General features: G+C 55.6%; 21 protein-coding genes. 17 read left to right on the forward strand and 4 right to left on the reverse strand.

What is annotated here, in order from left to right; genetic code table 11:
- Positions 1-337: 337 nt before the first annotated feature.
- Together BUE18_RS11900 and BUE18_RS11905 are read right to left on the reverse strand one after the other, a co-directional pair.
- Entirely contained in the window at positions 338-706 is a 369-nt protein-coding gene (locus BUE18_RS11900; RefSeq protein WP_073475937.1) for a translation initiation factor Sui1, read from the reverse strand.
- A gap of 77 nt (positions 707-783) precedes the next feature.
- Positions 784-2,103 (reverse strand): DUF1015 domain-containing protein, encoded by a 1,320-nt coding sequence (locus BUE18_RS11905; RefSeq protein ID WP_073475939.1) that lies wholly within the window; start codon positions 2,101-2,103, stop codon positions 784-786.
- Positions 2,104-2,393: 290 nt separating this feature from the next.
- Between BUE18_RS11905 and abc-f the strand changes: the two genes are divergently transcribed.
- From abc-f to BUE18_RS11930, 4 genes are all read left to right on the forward strand, one after another.
- On the forward strand, positions 2,394-4,394 hold the full coding sequence (gene abc-f / locus BUE18_RS11910; RefSeq protein WP_073475941.1) for a ribosomal protection-like ABC-F family protein: 2,001 nt from the start codon (positions 2,394-2,396) through the stop codon (positions 4,392-4,394).
- 469 nt (positions 4,395-4,863) lie between these two features.
- Positions 4,864-6,015 (forward strand): tetratricopeptide repeat protein, encoded by a 1,152-nt coding sequence (locus BUE18_RS11920; RefSeq protein ID WP_073475944.1) that lies wholly within the window; start codon positions 4,864-4,866, stop codon positions 6,013-6,015.
- A 12-nt stretch (positions 6,016-6,027) separates the two neighbouring features.
- Positions 6,028-7,308: a GAF domain-containing sensor histidine kinase gene (locus BUE18_RS11925; protein WP_073475946.1), complete on the forward strand. Its 1,281-nt coding sequence runs from the start codon at positions 6,028-6,030 to the stop codon at positions 7,306-7,308.
- On the forward strand, positions 7,265-7,852 hold the full coding sequence (locus tag BUE18_RS11930; RefSeq protein ID WP_170868337.1) for a DUF2284 domain-containing protein: 588 nt from the start codon (positions 7,265-7,267) through the stop codon (positions 7,850-7,852). Before BUE18_RS11925 ends, BUE18_RS11930 begins: the two co-directional genes overlap by 44 nt.
- Positions 7,853-8,318: 466 nt before the next feature.
- Here BUE18_RS11930 and BUE18_RS11935 read toward each other — a convergent pair whose 3' ends face one another.
- On the reverse strand, positions 8,319-9,281 hold the full coding sequence (locus BUE18_RS11935) for a LysR family transcriptional regulator (protein ID WP_073475950.1): 963 nt from the start codon (positions 9,279-9,281) through the stop codon (positions 8,319-8,321).
- Between the two features lie 144 nt (positions 9,282-9,425).
- On the opposite strand from BUE18_RS11935, the gene BUE18_RS27495 reads away from it, so the two are divergent.
- From BUE18_RS27495 to BUE18_RS11955, 4 genes are all read left to right on the forward strand, one after another.
- Positions 9,426-9,617 carry a hypothetical protein gene (locus BUE18_RS27495; RefSeq protein ID WP_139264705.1) on the forward strand — a complete coding sequence of 64 codons (192 nt, stop codon included), beginning with the start codon at positions 9,426-9,428 and terminating at the stop codon, positions 9,615-9,617.
- Positions 9,618-9,852: 235 nt separating this feature from the next.
- The gene (locus BUE18_RS11945) at positions 9,853-10,260 is read left to right on the forward strand and encodes a hypothetical protein (RefSeq protein ID WP_073475954.1); all 408 of its coding nucleotides are present in this window, start codon (positions 9,853-9,855) and stop codon (positions 10,258-10,260) included.
- 94 nt (positions 10,261-10,354) lie between these two features.
- Positions 10,355-11,452 (forward strand): AI-2E family transporter, encoded by a 1,098-nt coding sequence (locus BUE18_RS11950; protein WP_073475956.1) that lies wholly within the window; start codon positions 10,355-10,357, stop codon positions 11,450-11,452.
- Between the two features lie 10 nt (positions 11,453-11,462).
- Positions 11,463-11,657, forward strand: coding sequence for a hypothetical protein (locus BUE18_RS11955; RefSeq protein WP_073475958.1), 195 nt, complete (start codon positions 11,463-11,465; stop codon positions 11,655-11,657).
- A 111-nt stretch (positions 11,658-11,768) separates the two neighbouring features.
- On the opposite strand, the gene fliD is transcribed toward BUE18_RS11955, so the two are convergent.
- Positions 11,769-13,061 (reverse strand): flagellar filament capping protein FliD, encoded by a 1,293-nt coding sequence (gene fliD / locus BUE18_RS11960; protein ID WP_073475960.1) that lies wholly within the window; start codon positions 13,059-13,061, stop codon positions 11,769-11,771.
- Between the two features lie 429 nt (positions 13,062-13,490).
- Between fliD and BUE18_RS11965 the strand changes: the two genes are divergently transcribed.
- From BUE18_RS11965 to BUE18_RS12015, 9 genes are all read left to right on the forward strand, one after another.
- Entirely contained in the window at positions 13,491-14,234 is a 744-nt protein-coding gene (locus BUE18_RS11965; RefSeq protein ID WP_139264706.1) for a hypothetical protein, read from the forward strand.
- A 78-nt stretch (positions 14,235-14,312) separates the two neighbouring features.
- Positions 14,313-15,767: a hypothetical protein gene (locus BUE18_RS11975; protein WP_139264707.1), complete on the forward strand. Its 1,455-nt coding sequence runs from the start codon at positions 14,313-14,315 to the stop codon at positions 15,765-15,767.
- Between the two features lie 79 nt (positions 15,768-15,846).
- Positions 15,847-16,608: a hypothetical protein gene (locus BUE18_RS11980; protein WP_139264708.1), complete on the forward strand. Its 762-nt coding sequence runs from the start codon at positions 15,847-15,849 to the stop codon at positions 16,606-16,608.
- 463 nt (positions 16,609-17,071) lie between these two features.
- Positions 17,072-17,656: a TetR/AcrR family transcriptional regulator gene (locus BUE18_RS11985; protein WP_073475969.1), complete on the forward strand. Its 585-nt coding sequence runs from the start codon at positions 17,072-17,074 to the stop codon at positions 17,654-17,656.
- 70 nt (positions 17,657-17,726) lie between these two features.
- Positions 17,727-19,025, forward strand: a complete 1,299-nt coding sequence (locus BUE18_RS11990; protein ID WP_073475971.1) for a (Fe-S)-binding protein — start codon at positions 17,727-17,729, stop codon at positions 19,023-19,025.
- A 2-nt stretch (positions 19,026-19,027) separates the two neighbouring features.
- Complete coding sequence (locus BUE18_RS11995) at positions 19,028-20,500, forward strand: FAD-binding oxidoreductase (RefSeq protein WP_073475973.1); 1,473 nt, start codon at positions 19,028-19,030, stop codon at positions 20,498-20,500.
- Positions 20,501-20,821: 321 nt separating this feature from the next.
- On the forward strand, positions 20,822-22,552 hold the full coding sequence (locus tag BUE18_RS12000) for an FAD-binding oxidoreductase (RefSeq protein ID WP_073475974.1): 1,731 nt from the start codon (positions 20,822-20,824) through the stop codon (positions 22,550-22,552).
- A gap of 449 nt (positions 22,553-23,001) precedes the next feature.
- Positions 23,002-23,598, forward strand: a complete 597-nt coding sequence (locus BUE18_RS28295; RefSeq protein WP_211482802.1) for a hypothetical protein — start codon at positions 23,002-23,004, stop codon at positions 23,596-23,598.
- Between the two features lie 2 nt (positions 23,599-23,600).
- The gene (locus tag BUE18_RS12015) at positions 23,601-24,422 is read left to right on the forward strand and encodes a cysteine hydrolase family protein (RefSeq protein ID WP_073475979.1); all 822 of its coding nucleotides are present in this window, start codon (positions 23,601-23,603) and stop codon (positions 24,420-24,422) included.
- The last annotated feature ends 91 nt before the right edge of the window (positions 24,423-24,513 follow it).

Raw genomic sequence — 24,513 nt, forward strand, 5'->3', positions numbered from 1 at the left:
CGCGGGGTTCGCCCCGTCTGTCCCGTTTTTTTTGCGGGAATCCAGGGGCCTTTTTCCCGGCCAGCCGCAGCATGCAGCAGCAGCGCTTTGTAGAGGCGCCCCCCTGTGGGCCACCGTCTTTAGGGGAGCAATAGGGGCCTTGGGGATGCACAGCCTGTCATTCCCGCATGCTTTTAGCGGGAATCCAGGAGCCTTGCCCTTCTTTTTTTCGGGTGGCCCTGGCACAGCAGTATCGGCGCCGGGTTGCTTAGCAACAGTAGGTGCGGCCGCTTAGGACAGTCGGGACCCATCAATTCCGGCGGACGGTATATGCTGGTGGAATACCTGCCTTCTTCAATCATCCCCCCGCCAGCTTGACTTTGTATCCCTTTTCCTTGATGGCCTCGGCGGCGGCTTCCCGGTGGTCGCCCTGGATGATGATCACGCCGTCCTTGACCGAGCCGCCGGACCCGCATTTTTGCTTGAGGTGCTTGGCGAAATCCTTCAAGTCCGGGCCTTCCAGGGGCAGGCCGAATATGGCGATGGCCGTCTTGCCTTTGCGGCCTTTGACCTCCCGGCGGATGCGCACCACGCCGTCCTGGGGAAAGGGCTGGGGCGCTTCCTTGCCCTTCTTTTTCTTTTTGCAGGAGCATTTTGCTTTGGGCTTGCCGCAGTCAGGACACATGCGGCCCGTCTCCGTGGAGTACACCAATCGGCTGTCGTTCATAATCACCCCCTATAACAAAAACGCCGGAAAAAGCCCGCTTGGGCTTTATCCGGCGTTGGATTTTTCAACAACAAAAACTACTCGTCCGCCTTGAGGCTTTTCATGGCCATGCCGGTGATGACCTTGGGATAAAAATAGGTGGATTTCCGGGGCATGGTCAGGCCGGCCTTGGCCACGTTCCTCACATGCTGGATTTTGGTGGCGTTCAGGATGAATCCGGCGGCCGCCTCGCCCCTTGCGACCTTGTCCAGCACCTCCCGGTGCCTGGTGTCGTAGCTGATAAAATCGTGGTCGTCCATGTCCGCTTCGGTAAGCCCCAGGAGCTTGAGGAAGATCAAGTCCCGCAGGACGGTCACGTCCAGGTCCCTCAGTTCCGGGGCGATCTCGCCTTCGAACACCTTATCCATGGCGCCGGGCTTGATGACCATGAGCCTCAGGGGCTCGCCGGTCAGGGCGACGCCGATGGCCGTTCTTTCGGTCTGGTTTTCCAGGGCCGCCAGAAAATCCTCCCGGCCGGCTTCCGCGTCGAATTCCGTGATGTCGAAATACTCCGGGGCTTTTTCCAGGAAAGCCGCCTTGGCCGCATCGCTCAGCTTGGCCAGCATACGGTGCGCGGCCAGGATGATCATGCCGGGGTCGGCCATGGAGGCAAGGTACATCATGACGTATCGGGCCGGGTGATCCTCGGGCAAGCCGGGATTCTCCGACTCCAAAAATTCCATGAAGGCCAGGCTGGTTTCGTAGCGATGATGGCCGTCCGCGATGTAGACCGACTCCTCGCCCGCCTTTTTGCCCAAAAACTCCTGGGTTTCGGGATCCGTGATGCGCCACATTCTTTGACGGTGGCCCGCGTAGTCGATTACGTCCACGTCCGGGGCCTGCTCCAGCACGACCTGGTGCATTTTTTCAAAAGCTCCGCCGTCCGTATCGGGAAACAGGGAGAATATGGACGAAAAATTGGCGTGCACCTTTTTAAACAAAGCCAGGCGCTCGGATTTCACCCCGGAATAGGTCTGCTCATGAGGCAGGACCTTGCCTTCGGAAAAGGGCGTCAGCCGGACCGCCGCCACCAGGCCCAGGCGTTCGTGGGTTTTGCCCAGGGCTTCAAATTCCGTGGCGATGAGGTAAAAGCACAACTCCTTGTCCTTGGCCAGCACGCCCTGCTCCTGCCATTCCTTGTAATAGGCGGCGGATCGCGTGTGGGGATTGTTTTCCTCATTGTCTTCGGGGGTTTTTTTGCCAAGGATAAGGCGGATGACGCAATTGGGGTGCGCCTGGTAAAAGGCCTCCTGCTCCTCGGGGCTGATGACGTCATACGGAGGCGTCAGGACCTTGGACATGTCCTTGACTTTTTCCGGGGCGAACAGGATACCCTTAAAAGGGGCTATGAATGCCATGATAGCTGTATTTCCTTTGTTTTCCTGATTGCTTGCGGGCGCCCCCGCAAAAAGGTTATGCTTTGCAGCCCCCAAACGGCCGCTTTTTAAGATAGTGCAAGAATCACGCCCCTGATACACAATAAAGCCCGGACAAGCAAGTTATTTTAAGGTTTTTACAGGCCAAAGGTTTGACAAGAGGCTGTGTTTGCCGTAGATTTTCGAGCCGCGCAGGATACGCCCTTTCCGGGCCGGACGAGTGCGCTCTTCGCGGGCGCCATTAAACATTTTACCTTGGATATTAGTTTATTATGAGCCTTTTGGTCGTCAACAATCTGTCCCTCTCCTTCGGAGGGCGCACCATATTCGAAAACCTCACCTTTCAAGTGTCGGAAAAAGACCGCATCGGCCTGATAGGCCGGAACGGCACCGGAAAAACCAGCCTCATGCGGATCATGGTGGACGAGGCGGCGGCCACCGCCGGCGAGGTGCGGGTGACCAAGGGCATGCGGTTGGGCTACCTGGCCCAGGACATTTCCGATCCTTCGGATGAAACCGTGCTCCAGTCCGTTTTGGAGGCCGTCCCGGGACGGGTGGAGCTGGACCAGCGCATGGAGCGCCTGGAAGAGGCCTTGTCTCAGGCCGAAGACCAGGAGGAGCAGGCGGAAATCGGCCATAAGATCGCCAAACTGGCCGAAACCCTGACGGATTTTGAAACCCAATACGCCAAGCACGTGGCGGAGCAGATTCTCACCGGCCTGGGGTTTCTCATGGAGGATATGGACCGCCCCCTGGCCGAACTGTCCGGCGGCTGGCGCATGCGCGCCGCCCTGGCCGGCCTGTTGTTCCAAAAGCCCGACATCCTGCTTATGGACGAACCCACCAACCATCTGGACATGGACTCGGTCCGGTGGCTGGGCCAGTTTTTGGAGCGCTACGAAGGCGCCCTGATCCTGGTTTGCCATGACCGGGACTTTTTGAATTCCCAGATCAACCGGGTCATCAGCTTTGAGATGGAGGGGGTGCGCCAGTACCGGGGGAATTACGAGTCCTACCTCTCCCAACGGGCCGAAGAGGAGCATGTCCTGGAGCGTCAGGCCAAAAAACAGGAACAGCGGGTCAAGGACGCCATGAAGTTTGTGGAGAAGTTCCGGTACAAGGCCACCAAAGCAAGGCAGGCCCAAAGCAAGCTCAAGCTGGTGGAGAAGATGGAGATGATCAAGACCCACGCACCCCAGAAAAGCATGAGCTTCTCCTTTCCCGAAGTCCCCCGAAGCAGCCAGAACGTTGTCACGGCCAAAGAACTGACCAAGGCCTTTGGAGATCATGTACTGTACAAAGGCGTGCGCCTGAACGCCCAGCGCGGAGACCGCATCGCCATCATCGGCCGCAACGGCGCTGGCAAGACCACCCTGCTCAAGATTTTCGCCGGAGAAATGAAGGCCGGAGAGGGCAAGGTGGATCTGGGCCATGGGGTTTCGCTGTCCTATTACGCCCAGCATCAGGCCGAACAGCTGGAAGCCTCCCGCAGCATTGTGGAGGAGGTTTTCACCGCCGTGCCCAAGGCCACCCAGACCTTTGTCCGCGGCGTGTGCGGGGCTTTTCTTTTTTCCGGCGACGAGGTGGACAAGCAGGTCGGCGTGCTTTCCGGCGGCGAGAAAGCCAGGGTGGCTCTGGCCAAACTCCTGGTCAACCCGGGCAACTGCCTGCTCATGGACGAGCCCACCAACCACCTGGACATCGTGGCCGCCGAAATGCTCACCGACGCTCTGAAAGATTACAACGGCACCCTGATCTTCGTCTCCCACAACCAGTCCTTTGTAAAAAGGCTGGCCACCAAAATCTGGGACATCAAAAACCAGACCATCGAGGAATACCCCGGAACCCTTACGGAATACTTTGACCACCTGGACCGGTTGGAAGAAGAAGAGGAGGCTCAGGCCCGTCAGGAAGCCAAGCCCGCCCAGGCCGATGACGCGCCTGATCCCGCCGGCGGAACCCGGGCCGAGAAAAAGGCCCGCAAGCAGGCTGAGGCCAGAATTCGCCAGTTAAGGTGGGAGAAGATCGGACCCATCCAAAAAAGAGTCCAGGAAGCGGAAAAGAAAATTTCCAAATTGGAAGCCAGGGAAGCGGAAATCTCCGAGCTCCTGGCCGACCCGGACGTGTTTTCCGACTCCGAAAAAAGCCAGCCTCTTTTGGAGGAATACCAAAAGGTTAAAGACGGACTGGATACTCTCATGAACGCCTGGGAGGCCGACCAGGAAGCCATTGAGGAACTGGAAGCCCAGTTGCAGGCGGAACTGGACGCCTGATTCCACGTTACAAACTTTTAATCCACACCCTGCAACTATTCCATGAAGACTCTGGGTTCCCGTTTCCGGGACGGCGTCACGATGATTGCAAAAAACGCTATCATCCCGCCGCCGCCCTCCACGGGGATGACGGAGAGCATCGGCCGTCGTTGTGGGTGGCCCAGGCAAGGCTTTTTTTGCCTGGGTTCGAAAGAACAAAAGGCGCGGCCGGGAAAGAATGCAGAAATTGGATATGGTTGGCGGGTGCACGAACCTGCTTGAATTCGTGTTTTTGTTTGGTTTTGGAACGGGCTTTCGTGCGCAGGATATTGATGGTTTCTATCACTCTATAGGCCGCCCCTACTGCGCTGGGGCGCCCCACACGGCGCATTATTAAATCTCATACATAGGGCATGGTACTTGCATACCTTTTAGGCCGACGGATTGCTGTTTCAATTTTTCCCGTATTTTTTAGCCCAAAGGCGCTGCAATGATTGATATCAATACCATGAAGGTCCTGATTGCCGACGACATGCCCGGCATGTGCAAGTCTATTCGGGGAATCATGAAACTCCTGGGATACGGGCGCGACTTCGTGTTCGCCAATAACGGCGCCCAGGCATGGAGGAAGCTGGAAACCGAAGAAGTGGACCTGGCCATCATCGACTGGAACATGCCTGTCATGAAGGGCGTGGACGTGCTCCGGAACATCCGGGACGATAACGGCATGTGGGATATGCCCGTGGTCATGGTGACGGCCGAGGCTGACCCGGAAATCGTGGCCGAAGTGGCGGAAACGGACATTGACGCCTATCTTCTTAAGCCTCTCACGGTCAAGTCTTTAGGGGACCGGGTGGCCCGGGTCATCCACCATCACAACAACCCCACGCCGACGGTCCAGTTGTTGCGCCACGCCAGGAATTTCTATAACCAGGGACAATTGCCGGAAGCCATCGCAGCCGCGAGAAAAGCCGTGGAAATAGACCCGGGGGGCGCCAAGCCCATCCGGCAGTTGGGTTTTTACTACCTGAAAAACAATAGCCTGGACGAGGCGGAAAAATGCTTTTTGGCCGCCATAAAACTCAACAAGCTGGATGTGTTTTCGTTCAATCAATTGGGCGAGCTTTACATGCAGCGTCAGGATTTTGAAAACGCAGCCAAGTTCCTGGACGAAGCCATGAAAATCAGCCCCAGGCAGCTGGACCGGGGGATTCGCCTGGGAACTGTATTGCTTCAAACCGGCATGCGTGACAAGGCCCGCCAAACCTTTGACAAAACCATCAGCGTTTCCCGGGAGCAAAACGAAACCCGGGAGGCAATCGTCGACATCTGCGAAAAAGAAGGGGACATCCGCTACGCTGCAAACCTTTTGATGGAAATCCTCCAAAACACTCCGGGCAGGCCGGACCTTCTGGTCAGGCTGGGCCTGTTTCTGGAGGAGCTGGGGGACAACCAGGAGGCCGTCAAACGCCTGACTCTCGCCTCGGACCTGGACGCCAAGGATCCGCGGATCAAAATGCATCTGGCGCGCAACTACCTGGCCATGAAACGCCCCATGTGGGCCGAAAAATATTTGAATCAGGTTCTTAAAGCCGACCCGGAAAATGAAGAAGCCCGGGAAATGTTACAGCAATGCTTGTGATGAGAGGTTTTAATGGATAACGCTGCTGACGTGCTTCAAACCTTCCACCGCGTCGTGAAAATTTCCAACGACGCAAAAATCGGGTTTGAGGATAAACTTCAAAAAATTCTTGAAGAAATCATGCAATGCTCGGGCATGGCCAAGGGCTCCATCATGCTCATGAAAGGGAGGAAATCCCTGCAGGTGGCCGCCTCGTCCCGGCCCGAACTGATCGGCGTCTCCCAAAGCCTGGACGACGAAAACAGCCCGTCCGCCTGGGTGGCCGTGAATAAAAAGCCCCTTTATGTGGATTGCGCGCTGGACTGCCAGTTTCCCCAAAAATTTGACCATTACAAAAAGAACGCTTATTTTTCCGTGCCGCTCATGGCCGGGAAAAAGGTCATGGGCGTGCTTAACCTCACCGATAAGGTCGTGCTGGATCTCCTGTCCCCCAAAGAGCAGGAGTTCGTGCTGAACATCGCCGGGCACTTTATTATGGCCATCGAAAATCAGCGCCTGACCCAATCCCTTAAGAAAAGCAAGGAAAAGCTCCGTAAAAAAAATCAGGAGCTGCGCAAGGTGGAAAAAGCCAAGGATCAGCTTTTCAACATGCTGGTGCACGACCTTAAAGGCCCTATTTCCGAAATGGTGGCCAACCTGGATCTCCTCACCTATACTGTCAAAGGCGAAAACCTGGAGTTCATCCAGTCCTCCCGCACCGCCTGCGACAGCCTCTATCGCATGGTGTCGGACATGCTGGAAATCACCAAAATGGAGGAGGGCCGCCTAAAGCTCTACCTCACTCCGGTCAATCCCCTGGAAATCATCGACGACGCCTTGGCCAGCCTTTCAGGCATGGCCATGATCAAGGAAATCCGGTTCGCCAAGGAAATCCCCCATGACGGGGAAAACTGCCTGTTCGAGGCCGATAAAATCCTTCTTTCCCGGGTGCTCCAAAACCTGTTGGTCAACGCCATATCCTATACAGACGCGGGCGGAGGCATTATCCTGGGATACAGCACGCCCCAACCCAACCAGATTGTCTTTTTTGTGGAGGACAGCGGCCCGGGAATCCCCGAAGGCTTTGAACAGAAAATATTTGACAAATTCGTCCGCGTGAACGAGGCTGACCAGAACAGGGCTTATTCGACCGGCCTGGGCCTGGCCTTTTGCCAAATGGCCGTCCTGGCCCACAACGGGACTATTCGCGCGGAAAACGCCACACCTGCGGGCGCCCGCTTTTCTTTTACTTTGCCTATGGATAATGGCGGTGGAACAAAAAAATCTCACGGAACTGAAGAATTTTGCTTGTGAGCTGGGCGCGGACTCGGCCGTACTCCTTGACGCACAAATCATCGAGGCTAAAGAGAATCTGGCCGCCCTTTGCCAAAAGCCCAGGTGCCCCAATTACGGCGTCGCCGCCAGCTGCCCCCCCCACGTGGGCGGGCCAAAATCCCTGAAAAAGCAATTGCCTTCTTATACTAAGGCCCTGTTTTTTCGTCTAATGGCCAAAAAAACCGACGTCTATTCCGCCAAAATCCACGATATTCAAGGCCAGGTTCACACCATCGCCGCCAGCCTGGAAAACAGGGCCCTGGAACTGGGCTTTGACAAAGCCCGCGCCTTTGCCGGAGGATCGTGCAAGAACATGTTCTGCGCCGATCAGCCCGATTGCAACGTCACGGCCCGCAACGGCGCCTGCCGGAATCCCGACTTGGCCCGGCCCTCCATGTCCGGCTACGGCATTGACGTCTCCGCCCTGGCCAAAGCCGCCGACTGGCCTCCCCTGGTGGTCAATAACAGGGCCGCCGGCAAAGAAGACTTCATCCCCCTGTACGGCTTGCTGATTGTAGGGTAAGTGAGACCAATTTTAACCCCGGCGTACAATAATTTATCCCGGCCAGCCGCGGCATGCAATGCCGGGGGCCGAAGGCCAATAAGGGCGGCCAGGAAAGAGCGTGGAGACTTGGAAGGACCTGCGCCCGGTATACCTTGCTCGAAGCAGCGCTTTTCCGTTAAATTTGATGGAATTCATTGATAAGTCTTCGGTTTCAGATTCTCCTGTATGCATTCCCACGTAAAACATGGGAACGAGCCGTTGGTTAGACTCTCATATACATGAAACCTTTGGTTCATTGTAGTAACTTATTCCCAAAATGACGGTGTTGCTGATTCTGCTTATGCGCGAAGCGCCATTGTAAAAGGTTTGATCCAACTTTTTCAAAAGTTGGCCGCCGGAGGCACTTTTTTTTCGCAGTTCTTCAGTTAATCAGTTCGCGCCTGAGGCGCTTAGTTTATTAGTTTTGCAGTTAATCTTTTGCTTTTCAGGGCTGGGGCCAGAGCTTGAAAAAGTCCTTGTGCATTTCCATGGCGGCCATGGATTTGTGGAAATGCCGCAGGAAGACCTTTTCTGTGAGACTGGGGACTTTGTTAGCCAGTTGCACCAGGGAGATCGTATTTGAGATGGGCGGTTTGTTGGTATGGACGGCCGTGATGTCCCCCCGGCTGATTTGCTCCCAGGCCAGGTGAGAAGCGATCACGCCCAGGCCCATATGCTCGTCGATGGCCGCGATGACGGCCTGAATGTTGTCCACGGTGAGGGATATGTTCAGGCGCGGCGCCTGGCGCTTGAAATGATGCTTGAACCATCCCCGCAGGATCAACTGGTCCGGCCGGAAAGCCAGATAATCCAGCGTCAGCAGATGCTTCAACGAATGATCCCCCCGAATGCGCTCCTCATAATATTGGGTGGAGCAGGCCAGGATCACCTCCTCCTCGATCACCGGCTCCACCGCAAAATCCCGCAGGCCGGATAAATCCGCCTTTTCCGCAAAAAAGATGTCCGAAAAGGTAAAATCCAGATCCCCGGCCCGGACCATGTTCAACAGCTTTTCCTGGCCTCCAAGCTCCAGAACAAAGCTGACCTCCGGGTATTTCTCCCGGAAGGACGCAAAGACCCGGAGCATGTATATTTTGCCGAACATCCGGGGCGAGCCCACGCGCAAAACCCCCCACGGCTGCTTCTTGGAGGCCGCAAAACTCCGCAGCTCGCGTTCCAACGCCTCCACAAAGGGCTTGACCATGCTGAACAGGCTTTCCGCCGCGGGAGTGGGCACGATGCCCTTGTGCACCCGGGTGAAGAGCGGCGTTTCCAGCTCCTCCTCCAGCTTGGCGAGGCCCTGGCTGACTGCGGATTGGGTCACGTGCAGATCCCTGGCGGCCCCGGCCACGCTTCGGCGGGCGTATACGTGATAGAAGAGTTTGAGGCGATTGAAGTCCGGAAGCATTAGATCTATTTATCCAAAATGAAAATTAATTTAATTTTACTAATATATACCTCCGGGGTTATCATGGCAAGCACAAATGAGCTTTCAGGGATGTTCACGGAGCAGCGTGCAAATCATAAGGACCCGTATTTTCAGGAGGCGGACATGGCTATAGGGATTGATAACATTCTGTATTATATTTACATTCTTTGCTCTCCCGAGGATTCCACCCGGAGAACCCCGCTGGGAACCGGGTACATGGACCGGACTGGCCTGGGCCGTTGCATGGGATGCATTAAAACCCTCTTTTGGGTAGGCGCGGCGGTGGGGCTTGCCATGATGATCGGCAAGTTATAGGGGCTCTTTCTTCCTCCCGCAAAATGCTCCGTTTTGTTTTTCAAGGGCCTGCGGCGCATTGGGCTTCCTAGTTCGTGGGAAAAGCCGGCGTTGGCGGGCCTTTTCCGTTCAGCCCCCTGGTTTCTTCCTTTTTTGTTTTCCTCCTTCCTGCATTTTTGGTATCCTTTCATGATGGTTTTGCTAAGGGGCCGGCGCCCTTTATGCTTCAAAACAGCAACAAACCCAGGAGTCCAAGATGAAAAAAGCACGATTGGCGAGGCTGGCTTTGTCCGCCTGCATGTTCTTTCTTTTATCTCTTGCTTTGGTTTTTGCAGGCGAACCCGTGATGATAGGCCAGGGCAGCCCCAAGCCGGAGGCGAACAACAAACTGGGCAACGGCTACATTTACATCACGGATGCGGGAAAAAACGCGGCCGCGTTCCGGATCTCCACCCAGGGGGCTTCCATCTACGTGGCTAAAGTAAAGGTTTTTTTTGAGGACGGATCAAGCAAGGAAGTGGGGGTAGGGCGCACGTACGCCGTGGAGGAGGACGTGCAAAAGACCCCGCTCATCACCATAGGACCCCACGATTCGCCCCTGGAAAAAGTCATGGTGCGGTTCCGTTCCAGGCGCAATGCCGCCATAACCCTGTGGCAGGGATGATTTTTCCGCGCTGAGGGGGGCGGCCTTTAACGGCCGGCGGACCTGCGGCCTGCGTGCGGTGCGGCAAGGCTTATTGCGAGGATTTGCGTAAAATATGATTTCCATGATCAAGAATTGGGTGGACCGGTATTTGTCCGACCCCCAGATGGTGGTCCTGGTGCTGATGCTGGTCACCGGGCTGCTTTCCATCCTGTATTTGGGCGAAATGCTCATGCCGGTGTTCGTCAGCATCGTCATCGCTTATCTGCTGGACGGTCTTGTGGTCCGTTTGCAGCAGTTTAAAATTCCCAGGCTGGCCTGCGTGATCATCGTGTTCGTCCTTTTTTTGAGCGCCATGGTGATTTTGGTGGTCTGGCTTTTGCCCCAAATCTCCAAGCAGATCATTCAGTTGTTGAGACAGCTTCCCGACATGCTTTCCACAGGGCAGAAGCAGTTGATGCATCTGCCGGAAAAATATCCCGAGATCATATCCAAGGCCCAGGTGGATCAGATTTTCGAAATGAGCAATTCCGCAGCCGCGGCCTTTGCAAAGCGGGCGGTTTCCCTGTCCGTGGCCTCGGTGTACACCCTGGTGACTTTGGTGGTGTATCTGGTTTTGGTGCCTTTTCTGGTCTTTTTCTTCTTAAAGGACAAGGAGATCATCATAGGCTGGATGCTTCGGTTCCGCCCCAGCGACATGGGGCTGACCCGGTCGGTCTGGCATGACGTCAACCGGCAGGTTTCCAACTATGTCCGGGGCAAGGGCTGGGAGATCCTCATCATCTGGGGCCTCAGCTTCGCCGTGTTCAAATTTTTGGATCTCAACTACACGCTGCTGCTATCCCTGTTCACGGGCCTGTCCGTCATCTTTCCCTACATCGGGGTGACGGTCATGTTTTTTCCCGTGGGGCTCATTGCATTTTTTCAATGGGGCGTGGAACCGAAAGCCCTGTGGGCTGTGGCTTCCTACGGATTCATACAGATTTTCGACGGGCAGATCCTGGCGCCTTTGCTTCTTTCCGAGGTTGTCAATCTCCATCCCGTGGCTATTATTATAGCAGTACTCTTTTTTGGCGGAATATGGGGGGTCTGGGGCCTGTTTTTCGCCATACCCCTTGCAACGCTGGTTAATGTGCTCCTGAGAATTTGGCTGGATAAATACGAAGGGTCCGGGCGCACGGGGGACTCCCCCGCCGGTTCCGAAAACCCATAAGGAGGGTGTCATGGCTGAGACGACCAAGAAGTTCAAGCAGGTTTGCAAGTGCGAAAAATGCGGGAATGAAGCGGAAATGATCATCACGTGCTCCCTGGTGGAAGTGGAGGAGCATCCCGAGGAAAAAGAAAAGCAAAAGGGCCACGCCACGTGCTCCCAGTGCGGCAACGAAGCCGACATCTGGGTGGAAATGCCCAAGGATTGATACTCGCTTTTTGACCGAAACGGGGACGCAATCCTTGTCTCAATCGTCATGCTTGGCGAATCTATCTTTTCCCGGAGATAAGGTCACGTCCCCTGAAATCCCGGCCCGTTTTTAAGCATAGGTGTTGATCACCGTTCCCTGGACCTGATCCAATAGCAGGCTTTGCAGGATGAAGGACGAGGAGTTGTAAACCCCCAAGTCGAACAGGTCCGAGGCTGTAACGCTGGCCGCCTCCCGGGCGTAATTCAAGGGCAGGGCGCCGCCAATCTGGTTGGTTAAATTGGCCGCACGCACCGCCAGCCCGTCCACGCCTGCAAACAAGTCCTGCACCCCTTCCAGGTCTTCCGAAGCCGCCTGGCTCAAGGCCGCCCCATCCACCTGAAGATATCCCTCCTCGCTCAGGGTTATTCCAATGGCCGCCAGTCCGCTTTTCTGATCCTCAATATACGAGGTCAGGGAGTTCAACACGTCCCCGGTTATGTATTGTTCGTTATCCTGCAAAAATTCGATGAACGCATTCAATTCGCCCGCAAAGGCCTGGATCGCGTTCGCCGCGTTTTCCGCATCCGGCGCCACGGTGACGGCCGCCTCGCCGGCTCCGTTCAGGCTCAATGCCAACTGGCCGCCGTCCAGGTAAATATTGTTGTAGGACGAGGTGTAGTCCTCGCCGTTTATGGAATATACGCTGTCCTGGGCTTCCTGGCTCACAAGCGCGGCGCCCGTGGCGGCCACGGCGTTTCCGGACACGTCCTCAAGCAGAAACACGCCCGCGTTTCCCGTGGTTTCCGATGTAAGCTGCAAGGCGCTGGTTCCGTCCGCCTCGCCGTCCACCACCTGCGCCGTAACCCCCGCGCCAGCCTCGTTGATGGCGTCCGCAATCTTGCCCAGGACTATGTAATTGGTCTCTCCGGTCTCCACCTTCACTTCCAGCAGAAACTCGGTGTCCTCAATGATCATTTTAAAGCGTTCAACGCCCTCTTCCACCACGCTGACTTCCGTGTTGGCCAGCGCCGTCCCGGTGTTCTCCTGGGCTGTTGCAAGCTGCTCCACCGTGACTGCGTAGCTCCCCGTGGACGCCCCGGATTCCGAGGAAAGGGCGTTCCTGGCCTGGGCCGTGACCACGCTGGCGTCGGAGGTGGCGGCGGTTCTGTCAAAAAACACGGATCCATAATCCCCCAGGGTCAACACGCCGGCTTTGGCGGCCAGGTCGGCCGCTCCCACATAGAACTCGGACAAGGCCTGGCTGGACTCCCGGGAAAAGGCAGCTTCATTCAGTTGATCCTGGAGCTTGGTCACCACCGAGGAGAAGAGGGTGGATATGGTGGATTCCGAACTGGTCGCCCCAAGCGGGGCCAAAAGACTGCTTATGGTGAGGTAATTGCTGTAGGTTCCTGTAATATTCATTCGCCGCCTCCTCTTTGCCGGAGGATGATTGATTCACGAACCAATGGGCCGAATATACACTCCCATTTCCTTATCGGCGCCTTGATCTTAAAACTTTAGAAAAAAATGCAAAAAAATTAAATTTTTTTTAGTTTCCTGAAATTATGATAAATAAAATCGTTTTTTATCTACCGGACGTCCTTTGCCTCAAAAAAAATCCACTCCTTAAAAAAACTTTCCTGCGAAAGGCGGCCTCCGGCTTTCCGGGCGGCCAGCGAAAGACTTCTCCGGATCCGTTCTGCCCCTCCGGTTTCCATTGACAGATTATGCCGTTTTTTCTATGAGTGATTGATACTCTCATGCAAGGAATTGACAATATCCACAAGCGATTCATGGAAATTTTTCATCGTATAAAACCAGCCCCGCCGAGGGCCTTGAAAGGTGCATTTTATGAAACGAGTTCTGTTACCCTTGATTTTATCCATCATTCTTGCAGGCTGCGTCGCCGCACCCATGACGACGGCGGATGTACGCGGCCTTGAGGCCCAAGCCCAATGGGGCGACGAAGTGTTGATGATTCCGGCCCCTGCCAATTTTCATGAAGCCGCCGCCAATTATCCTGAAATGAAAAGGGTTTTTGAGCGGATGATCCCTCCCGGCAGGCGCCTATTGGCCGGCATGGTTTCCGACGAGGATTATAGGGAAGTGCAGAAGTCGGGAGTCGTTCGCACGGATCTTTGGATGTTGATGCAGGCTCCAAAAGGCGCCGAAAAACGGCCCATAGCCAAGGCGAACTTTCAGGACGTAGTAAAACTGGTGAGGAAAGGCGATGTCGCGTCGCCTGCAAAAAGAGTTGAAGAATCGACCCAGGTTTCCAGGGCGATTTCGCGGGATTTGGGGTATCAGGTTAAAATTCGCGATGTGGAGTTAAAGGTGTTGGAGACCTTCCTTAATCAGGACGACGCCAACGGAATTCTTCAGATTGGAGATTGCCAGGTCCAGATGGAAGGGCAAATAGTAAAATTTCAAATTATTATTGGAGACATTCTGATTTGGGTGAAGGACGCCATTGTTTCCGGACAAATAGCGAAGCTAAATCCCTCCCGGGAAGACCTTGAGTGGGTCAAAGCCAAGTCGTTGGAATGGGCCGACCTCATCCTCAAAGCCAACGGCGAAAAAGGTTTGGAATCCTAAAAGCCTTTGTTCAAAGAAAGAGGGGCGCAATCAGCCGTCTCCCTAAAACAGTCTGTAAAAATGCAAAGGAAGAAAAACATGAAACGAATCCTTTTGGCCCTGATTATATCCATGATTGTAGCCGGTTGCACCTCCACATCCACAAAACCGGCGTCAAAAGCCGAGGACATAACCATTTACGCTCCTTCGATGGAGGGGTTTGAGGAAGTCACCAAAAAACACCCTGCTTTGAGGGAGCATTTTGAAATGATGCTGATTGACGGGGATATGGAATTGCTGGGCGGCTATATTTTGAAAAAGGATCTGGATGCATACAAAACAGGCGCTTCGATCGCTTTGGATCCCTCCATGATGCTTCAGGTTTTTTCCGGACCTGACAAAAATAATATTTCAAGGGAGGCCTTTGCACAGTCCGTCAAACAAGTAAAAGAGCAATTCCTTGCCACGGAGAAGCTAAACAGGGAGGCGCTGAGTAAACGAATGGAAGCCGTGGACGAAGACATGTCCAATAAGTACGGCGTCCAACTTTCTTCTGAAGACAGGGGAACAAAATTTTTAGGGATTGCGGTTGATCAATCCAATGCGGTGGGAGTTGTGATTCTGTCCGAAATGAGTGTGGAAATTGATGACCGGGTGGAAAATGTGACGATGGTCGTTGGAAGTCTCTTAATGCATATCAAAAATAACGGAGTGATTGGATACATTTCTAAAGAGTTCTCGACCCAAGAGAATGTTGAATGGGTCAAGTCGGCATGCCGCGAATGGGCCGATTTCATCCTTAAAGCCAACGGCGAAACCGGCCTGGAATCCACAGGTGCAGCCATTGGCCCGGTCCACTCTGTTCAGGAGGCGCCAGAGTCCCAGCCCCTGACGCCGGTCAAGATTGGAAAGACGACCATCAATATTCCGGCCCCGCAAGGCCTGTATGAAGTCGTCCAAGATTATCCCCAGGTAAAAAGGCAGTTTTCCGTTATGGTGAGCAAGCGCAACCGGCTTTTGGCGGGCTTCGCGTCTGGGGACGACTTGAGAGATGCCCAGGCGGGAATGACATGCTATTTGGATCGGTACATGTCCGTGCAGACCCCCAAGAGAGGCCAAGGCAAGTTGCTGTCTTCTTCGGAGTTCTCCAAAATAAGGAAGGCCTCCAAAGAACTGTTTTCCCAGTTAGCCGCTGATGAGAGCGGCATCATGGAAAAATCCATGAAGGAACTGGAGGACAATATTTCCCGTGAGTACGGAGCCTCCACGTTTGTCAAACCCGGCCAACCCCTGTATTTAGGGACTATCATTGACGAACCAAATGCATACGGGATCATGATGCTGACAAAGATCCAGGCGGAAGTGGAGGGAGAAACCATGGAGTACGAAGTGGTTGACGGAATTGTCATGGCCCATGTCAAAGGAAAAATGGTTTCCGGTTATATCTACGCCACATATGAATCTTCGACGGATGTCGACTGGGTCAAGGAAAAATCCTTGGAATGGACAGACCTCATCCTCAAGGCCAACGGCGAAAAAGGCTTGGACTACTAGGAAATTGCTGAACCGGGAAGGGGGCGGGTGCGCCGGCGCCTGTCCTAAAGAAATTCAAACGCTATAAACGAGGCTTACCATGAAACGCTTTTTCTTGATAATACTGGCTTCCTTTATCCTGCTCGGCTGCGCAGTCAAACAAGGTGCAATTATCCTGGGCGATGAAAAGGCTCATGTTTTTCATTGGAATGGGAGCGAGATCCTTCTCCCCCCGCCTGAGTGGGCTGCAAGCTCCCAGTATATAGACCCACGTCTGAAGAAATATATCAACACCATGACTCCTCCCGGCGGCGCCCAGTGCGTGTATTGGGGGCAGGATCCCGCCCATGTGGAGAAAGGGCCTGACGGATCTTATAGCTTCCGCCTGGCGATAGGGCTTTGCCTGCCTGCCCCCGAGGGAAGCGCCCGGAAGGTGTTCTCCCAGATTCAGACCCAGTACCGCAATGAGTGGGATGAATATCTGAAGAAGCATCCGGACGTGTTTAAAGAGATTGAAAAAGACGTATCAGAGGCTTTGAGAAAATACATACTCACGTCCATAGAGTTGGAAACAGGAAAGCCCGCGATGCTGGGCATGATTATTGATCAGCCCAACGCCGTCAGCAATTTGATGAAAATGCCTATAAATCTTTCCATCCAAGGCCGGAACCATCCGGTGGATTGCCTCTTGAGCACCACAAGCATACTGGTGAACGAAAACATACTGACCGTATATGTGCAAAGCACCAGCAACGAAAAAATCAGTGATGCGGAGTGGGTCATAGCCAAAACCAGGGAATGGGTGGACCAGATCCTCAAGGCTAACGGCGAAAAAGGCCTGGAGCCGCAAGAAAATTGCTGAAGCCGGAATAGTGCTGGCCCTCCGATTGAAGCAAAAAGCCCAGGAGCGCGCGTCCCGGGCGGTTAAATTCTTGCCGGTCACTCACGTGCAGGAGGCGGCGGGATAGAGTTGGGGGACATGACCTTATCTCTACAGAAGCGTGGAATACTCCAATTATTGAGGCTGAGATAAAGATCGTGTCCCCCTGACTCCACGCTTCAAGAAACGGAGACCCTGCATTATTGCGTTATGCGCCGAAGATAGTACTCAAAGCCGCCGAGCCTATCCCGCCCTCGCCCGTCATTCCCGGGGGCTTTTGGCGGGAATCCAGCGTCATTGCAGAATATGGCGCGAAAAATATTAAAAGCCTGAAAAGGTCATCAACACATTCCATTTTTCCAATATCAGCGCTCCCCTATAAAAACCTTCTTGACTTTCTATACTGAATAGATCATTTTAGTATAAAAAGTTTAGGAAGGCCGCCGTGAAAGTCGATAACCAACACGTCCAGCAAAAAGTCTTCGATTCCGCCAAAAAACTCCTCTTCACCCGGGGCGTCAAAGGCTGGAATACGGACATGCTCGCCCGGGAAGCCGGGCTGGCCAAAAACACCCTGTACAAAATCATCGGCTCCAAAGAGCAGATCGTGGAAGCCGTGGCCATGGCCCAGGTGCGGGAAAACGCCGAGTCCGCGGCCGCGTTTCTTCAAACCGGAATCGACTGGGCCGACAAGCAAAAAACCTTGCAGGCCGTCCGGACCGCCCTGGAGCGGTTCACTTCCAACATGAGCCGCTTCGAGCCCGTGGTCCTGCCTCAGATTTACCTCCAGTATCCGGGCGTGGAAGTCAAAATCAACGCCCTGGTCAAGGACCTGACCCTCCTGGCCCATGATTTTTTCCGGCAGGCCAAGGACCATGGATTCATCCGGCCGGAGGTGGATCCTGAAGTGGTTATGGACATGGCCCGGGCCATGGTGGCCCATTACATCCGGCAGGGCGCGGACAGGTCTGAGTTCGAGGATCGGGTGAAAAAGGCCTTTGACTACGTATTGCAAGGAATCGCCGCCTGAAATTTTTTTTGCCCTAAATTTATACTGAAAGTCACTTGGTAGTATAAAACGTACAGGATTCGGAGGCGCCGTGAACCTGGATAAACTCAAGCCCTATGAAGCGGAAATGAAAAAATGCTTCCGCTGCTCCTTGTGCAAGATGGTCCCCTTGGCCGTGTATCAAAAGGCCGAATTCTCCAATAATTGCCCCATCAACAATTATCATCAATTTCATGCGTGGTCCGGGTCAGGCCTTCAGTTCATGGCCCTGTCCCTGCTTCACGGCCGTATTCCCGCGGACGAAAAGCTGGCGGAGATCGTGTTTTCTTGCCGGTCCTGCGGATATTGCGACGTGGCCTGCAAGTACATCATGGACGCGGAAAGGCATCAGGTGAACACGGCGCTCAAGGAAACCCTGGCCCTGGCCGGCCTGGCGCCCCCGGAGCTTGCGCAATCTTGCCGGAGCATCCGGGATAGGGGGACGCCTTTCGACTCCCCCGCAAAGCCCTGGGACCAGGGGCTCAGCATCAAAAAAGCCCCTCGCCGCAAGGCGAAAGTACTCTTGTGGGCCGGATGTTCGGCCCGTCACGACCCCAGGCAGGCGGCCGCCGTGCGCCTTTTCGCCCAAATTTTGCAAAGATTGAAGGTGGATTTCGCCGTGCTGCAGGACAAAGAGTCCTGCTGCGGCCTGCCCGCCTATTGGAGCGGCTTTGCGGACTTCTTTACTGAGGCGGCCCATAAAACCGGAACGGCCCTGGAGCGCTCCGGCGCCAAAACCGTGGTCTGCCTGTGCGGCGCCTGCCTGGGCGCCATGCGAAGCAAGTATCCGGCTTACGGCGTCAAGGTGGACGCGGAAATTCTCCACGCGACCGAGTTTCTGGATCGCGTCCTGGCAAGGAAGCGCCTCAACCTCCAGGCGCCCGAGCCCATGCGCGTGACATATCACGACCCCTGCTATCTGGGGCGTCAGGCCGAACCCTATGAGGAATGGAACGGCGCGGAGAAAACCGCCTTCGGCCAGATGACCTACACGGACCCTCCTAAAAACCTGCGCTACGGGACCGAAGGCGTTTTCGACGCCCCCCGCAGCCTGCTTCATTCAATACGAGGGCTGCAATTCAAAGAAATGCACCGAATTCGGGAATACGCCTTGTGCTGCGGCGCCGGAGGCGGCTTGACCGAAGCCGCCAGGCCCATGGCCCGGCAAAGCGCACTCAGCCGCCTTGAGGAAGCCAAGGACGCCGGGGCTCAATGCCTGGTCACCGCCTGCCCCCATTGCCGGTCCCACCTGGAGGCTTCCGCGCGGGAGGCCGGCCTGGACGTCCGGGTCGCGGACATCATGGAAATCCTGGCTCAGGCCCTGGGCGTGCACAACTCGGCGGAGGGGTAATCATGGATAAAGAAAGCATTGCAGCCGCCCCCGGGTTTTCCGGCGGCGTCGAGGACGATCCTGAGATCCTATCAGATTATATCGTACAAAACCCGCTTTTGGAGGAATGCGCTCCTCCCATGGGCGTGGTTCGCCCCAAGGACGTTTCCGATCTTCAGGCCCTTTTCAAGAGCCGGACAACCCAGATGGTTCCGGTTTCATCCATCGGCCCCCGCATCCGGGGCGGCATCCAACGCAAGGAACCCCATGTCGCCCTGGATCTTTCTCATTGGAATGAAATTCTTTGGATCAACCGGCGAAACCGGGTGTGCATCGTCCAGCCGGGCGTGACTTACGGCCAGTTACAGGAGGCGCTTGAGCCCCACGGCATGACCCTGCCCATGCCCCTGGCGCCTCGAAGCGGAAAAAGCGTGCTGTCGGCCGTATTGGATCGCGAGCCCTCCACTTGGCCCAACAAGCAGTGGGATTACCAGGACCCGGTGGCCAGCACGGAGATCGTGTTCGGAAATGGACGCCTGTTTCGCACGGGCGCCGCCGGAGGCCCCGGCTCTTTGGAAGCCCAGCGCAAGTCCAAAGGCGCGCAAAAATCCCCTCTCGGGCCGGGCCAGTCTGACTTTCAGCGGGTGGTCATGGGCGGGCAGGGGCGCTTCGGCGTGGCAACCTGGATCAGCCTGCGCACGGAATTGGCGCCGTCCCTCCAGGAGCCCTGGGTTTTGGGAGGAAATTTGGACGGCCTCATCCCCTACGTTTACACAGTGCAGCGGCCCTGGCTGGGAGAGCATTCCTTTCTCCTCAACCGCACGGCCGCCGCCATGCTCATGAGCCATGATGCGCCGGATGATTTCGAGCGAATTCGCAAAAGCCTGCCCGAGTTCGCGTGTCTGCAGAACATCGCCGGATTCGAACGCCTTCCAAAAGAAAGACTGGAATACCAGAAGGCTGACATTAGGGACTTGGCCCGTCTAAACAGCCTGGCCCTGGAAGAAGGCCTGGGCCATATCTCCGCCGCCGATTTTTTCCGGACGGCTACCTCCGTCTGCGGCGTCCGGGATTGGCGGTGCAGCCTCAAAGGGCATTGCTTGTCAGTCATATTCCTGTCCACCCTGAATTTGGCCTCCAGGCATCTGGAAACTTTTCACGAAGCCCTGGACAGGGCGGGCGTAAACAGGGATTTGGGGGGAGTGTACATCCAGCCGGTGGTTCAGAACCACGCCTGTCATTTTGAATTGACGGTCCCTTTTAACCCGGCGGACGAAAAAGAGGTCTCCGTCATGAAATCCCTGGAGCAGGATCTTTGCCGCAACCTGTTTGAGGCCGGCGCTTATTTTTCGAGACCCTACGGCGCGGCCCGGGCCTTTGCAACCGGAGTCAATCCCGGCCAGGACAAGCTCATGGGCCTGGCCCAGGACCTCTTCGACCCCGAAGGCCTCCTGGGCTTCTGGAATAAGGATCACGCCCAACAGCCAAGGGCTTAATGCAGCCCCCCTGTGGGCGCCTTCTGCAGGGCGGCCCAGGCAAGGCTTTTTTTGCCTGGGTACGTAAGAACAAAAGGTGCGGCCTGAGAAGATTATGGAAACCAGTCAGTTCCGGCGGGCGGCAGGCCTCAGTTAAGAGCTCGTTCCCATGCTTTGTTTGGGAATGCATACAGAACTACAAGAAACATAATGATTTTGAATTTTTCAGTATTCGCAGAATATCGAATTCAATCTTTATAGCAATGTAGCTTCAGGGCTTGCCCTGCGTTCTTTTGGCGTTTTGAGGATTTGCCAGACAAAAAAATAAACAAGGAAACAAACATGTTGAACCAAGACCAACTCCAGGAACTGCAGGATATTGTCGGCCCTCAATGGGCGGCTGCGGACGAATGCATCCGGGACGCCTATGCGGTGTGGTACAACTCCTCCTCCCTGAACCCGGAGCGCGAGGTCTGGGCGCCAAGGCCGGCGGCTGTGGTCATGCCCAAAACCGCCGGGGAGATCGCCAAGGTCACGCAGTTTTGCAATCGCCATGACTTCATGATCAAGTCCTTTTCCACGGGGTGGATCGCCTCCAGCGCGGCCGGGTCCCGCAAGACCATTCTTCTGGACCTGAAGCGCATGGACAAAATCATCGATATAGACGCGAAAAATCAGATCGCCGTCATAGAACCTTACGTGCGGGCCATCGACCTCCAGACCGAACTATGGAAGCAGGGCCTGAACGTGCACGTGGTTTCCTGCGGAAGCAACCACTCGGTCCTGGCCTCCGCCGCCGCAGCCTGGGGGTACGGCCTGTCCGGCGCGTCCATGGGTTATTCGGCCCGGAACCTCATGGGCCTGGAATGGGTGACGCCCACAGGCGAGATCGTCAAGTTCGGCAGCGCGGGGGAGGGCAAGGGCTGGTATTGCATGGACGGCCCCGGCCCTGGCGTCAGGGGGCTGATTCGCGGCTTTCACGGAACCTTCGGCAGCCTGGGAACCTTCACCAAATGCGGAGTCAAACTCTACCGCTGGGACGGCCCCGAAAAGGTGGAGCATTCGGGCAAGTCGCCCCGCTATTTTCTGGAAACCCCCCTGCCCAAGACGGAATTTTTCGTGCTGACCTTTCCCTCCAAGCAGAATATCTGCGACGCCGGGTATCAATTGGGCGAGGCCGAATGCAATTACGCGGACTTCCGGCTGCCCGCCTTTTTCATGTCCATGGGCTTTACGGACGACAACCTCACTCTGAAAAAAATCTGGGAGACCGGCTTGTTTCAAAAGGTCGTCCAGTTCGCCCTGGTGGTCTGCGTCCACGGCCATTCCCAGCGGGAGTTTGAATGGAAGGTCAAGGCCCTCAAGCAGATTACCAAGGAAAACCACGGGCTCAGAATTCCCCTTTTGGACCCGCCGGCCAGCCTGCTTCCCCTCCTGAAACCCCTGGCCCAAGTCCTTGGTAACCCCCTTGCCCTGGCCTCAAAAATTCCTCTGATCCAGGAAATGCTGGACGCCGTGCCCATCCCAAAGCAAACCCGCAAAAAAATGCAAAGCAGCATGTTCCAGCTCCTGCTGCGCCACGTCAACAATGTGCAGGGCTGCTTTCGCCCCTCCTCCTGCATGTTCACGTCCGTGGGCTCCTTTGACACCTGGGACCTGGGCTTTGAACAAAGCGACTTCATCGCAAAAATCAAGCAGCCCGCCATCGACCAGGGGGCCATTGTGGCCGACGGCGCCGACCTCGGCTGCGGCGGAACCTTTGAATCCGGCCACCTGGGCTACCTGGAAGGCATCGGCCTGTTTTCCTCCCATAAAGAGGAATCGGTCCAGGCCGTGCAGGAAATCGTGGAGGCCGGCGCAAAAGGCGCCGTGGATAACGCCCTGGGCCTGCCCCTGGGCGCCTTCGGAGGCCCCATGAACGAGCTTTTCGGCCCCCATTGCGGCGACTACCACCTATACATCAAGCAGATTAAAGCCGTCCTGGATCCCCACTCCGCATGCGACTCCTGGGCCTACTCCGGGCCTTCGGAAAAAGCCTTTCCCGACGAAAAAAAGAGCTTCGCCATGTATTGACGCCAAGTTGCACTAAAACAAACAAAACCTTCCAAGGTAAGTCCATAATGACGCTGGGTTGCCTATGAAATGGGATTTCCTGGTTGAAGGCAACTTGGCATCAATCCTGTACGGATAGGAGTCAGTCATGAAAATCATACGCCTAGCACCGGCGAGCCTGAACCAAACGCCCCTGGATTGGAAAGGCAATATGGCCTGAATTTGCACGGCCGCGAGCCAGGCTGAAACGGTTAGGGCCAATTACCTTCTGTTGCCCGAGTTATGCATCACCGGATAGGGCTGCGAGGACGCCTTTTCCGCTCCCTTTGTGCAGGACCGCGCCCAAATCTTTTTAGTCGCCCTGGCCCGGGAAACGCCCAGTATAGTTGTCATCGTTGGATTGCCGGTCCTGCATCGGAATGCGGTTTACAACTGCGCCGCGGTCCTGGCCGGCGGCAAGGTCCTGGGGCTTGTCCCCAAACAGCATTTGGCCGGAGAAATTCGCCAAAAAATCGGGCGTTCCCGGCCTGAAGCCCAACGACCCCATTGACTATATGGTAAATCGCCTGCTTATATGCATGTACCAGGCCACGGAAAACTCGTCCCAAGCCTCGGAAAACGCAGCCAGGCAGGTGGGTGCAAGTTTGGGCGCAACCTTGTACCACCTGGACGTGGAGCCCCTGGCCGCGGGGTATCGCAGCATGATCGGGCGCGCGATGGGCCGGGCCCTGATCCGGGACCGCATGCCGTACGACGCGCTGAACTTCATCGAACTGCAGGCCATCCGGGACAAGCAAGGGCCCACGGAAGCCTATTTTAAAACCTGCGCCGCGTTTCCCAATAGGCCGGAAGAGCAGGTGTATCAGTGGATAGAAAAATTTTTCACGCTGTGGAGCGGAAACCAGTGGAAAAGGGAGCGCTACGCCCCGTCATTCCATGCAGACGACGAAAACCTCGATCCCAAGACATGGCGCCGGTTTCCCATTCTGTCGGGAGGATTTGACCTGGAACTGGCTGAACTCAGGGCTGAAATTATCCGGCTTAAGGCGAGGCAAAGGGAGGAATAACCATGAAAAGACACTTGCTCATCATCGATCCCCAAAACGATTTTTGCGACCCCAACGGACGCCTGTACGTTCCGGGCGCGGAAGAAGACATGAAACGCCTGGCGGACATGATTGTCCGCATCAAGGATGAAATAAACCATATTCACGTGACCCTGGACAGCCACAAAAAGGTGGATATCTCCCACCCCATTTGGTGGAAGAACGCCCAGGGCGAAAACCCGCAGCCTTTCACCCTCATCAGTTCACAGGACGTGGAGGCCGGACGATGGGCAGCGGCAAACCCGGATTTTCAGGAGCGCAGCCTGGAGTATTTGCGGGCCCTGGAAGCGGCGGGAAGATACCCCCACACCATTTGGCCGGAGCACTGCCTCATAGGCGACGGCGGCCATAACATCACGCCGGTGCTGGCGGAGGCCATCCACGAATGGGAAGCCCAGGGCGTTAACGCCAGTTTTGTGACCAAGGGCGATAATCCCTGGACCGAGCATTTTTCGGCGGTCAAGGCCGAGGTGCCGGACCCCAACGATCCCTCGACCCAGGTGAACCAGGACCTGATCAAAACCCTGGAAGAGGCGGACGAAATCCTTTTGGCGGGAGAGGCGGCCACCCATTGCGTCATGAACACCGTGGCGGACATTGCCGATTATTTCAGCGATCCCAAGTACATCCGCAAAATGGTGTGGATCATCGACGCGTCCAGCCCGGTGCCCGACCCGCCGGGGACCACCCTGTTCAGCGACAAGCTGGCCCAGGTGTTCGAGGATCTGGTCAAAAAAGGCATGAAAACCGCCCTGGCAAGGGACTTTATGATGCGGAGCGCCTAAACAACTCTCATCCCCGAAAACAATCACAGGCCCGTTGCATCGCGAAACCAAAGGCGGAACGGGCCTTTTTTATGGACCGGGCGAGTCCTCC

Origin of the sequence: Desulfatibacillum alkenivorans DSM 16219 (genome assembly GCF_900142135.1) — a bacterium.
Taxonomy (GTDB): domain Bacteria; phylum Desulfobacterota; class Desulfobacteria; order Desulfobacterales; family Desulfatibacillaceae; genus Desulfatibacillum; species Desulfatibacillum alkenivorans.